This window comes from Ruegeria sp. BC6 (genome assembly GCF_056539185.1).
On record NZ_JBQFUM010000013.1, the window covers coordinates 1 to 956 of the forward strand.

At 60.0% G+C, this 956-nt stretch carries 1 protein-coding gene; it reads left to right on the plus strand.

Features of this window, described 5'->3' with window-relative positions:
- On the plus strand, positions 1 to 949 hold a 949-nt coding region (locus ACR0MM_RS18580), incomplete at its 5' end, for an IS30 family transposase (RefSeq protein ID WP_480697865.1).
- Between the last annotated feature and the right edge of the window lie 7 nt (positions 950 to 956).

The following is a 956-nucleotide window of genomic DNA, read 5'->3' on the forward strand; positions in this document are numbered from 1 at the left end:
CTCTCGGGGCCTGAAAGCCAAGCTGTCGTTTCGTTCCATTGCGCGTCAGCTTCGTCGAGCGCCTTCAACAATCGGCCGGGAGGTGCGTCGCAATGGCGGTCGACGCGTCTATCGCGCGGCCAGCGCAGACCTGGCGGCCTGGGATCGGGCCAAGCGGCCAAAGCCTTGCAAGCTGGCGGGGCAGCCGCAGCTCTGTCAGACAATAGCAGAGAAACTCGTGCGCAAGTGGTCACCTCAGCAAATTGCAGGTTGGTTGAAGCGCGAGCATCCCAACGACGAAGGCGCGCGCGTGCCCCACGAGACGATCTATAGAAGCTTGTTTATCCAGGCCCGCGGTGTGTTGAAGAAAGAGCTGCTGGCCCATCTGCGCGCAACACGTGCCATCCGTCGATCCCGTCATGCGAGCCTGAAGCGCGATGGGCTTGGTCAAATCAAGGATGCAATCTCGATCCGGGAACGTCCGGCCGCCGTCGAGGACCGCGCCATCCCTGGCCACTGGGAAGGCGATCTCATAGCGGGTTCAAAGAACAGCTTCATCGCGACGTTGGTGGAACGGCGCACCCGCTATGTCATGCTTGCCAAGGTAGGCGGGAAAGAAACGCAGACTGTCGTGGCTGCACTTACCGCACAGGTCCAGCATTTGCCCAGAGAACTTCGCCAGACGCTGACATGGGACCGAGGCAAGGAACTGGCCGATCACAAGAGCCTGACCTTGGCGACCGATCTCGACATCTACTTCTGCGATCCCCACAGCCCGTGGCAACGCGGCACCAACGAGAACACCAACCGTCTCCTACGCCAGTACTTCCCGAAAGGCACGGACCTCTCCGTGCACACCCAAGAGCATCTCGATACCGTCGCCCGCGAACTCAACGAAAGACCCAGAAAGACCTTGAATTACTTCTCACCCGCAGAGAAGTTCCAAGAGTGTGTTGCGGCGATCAGTTGAATCGGCA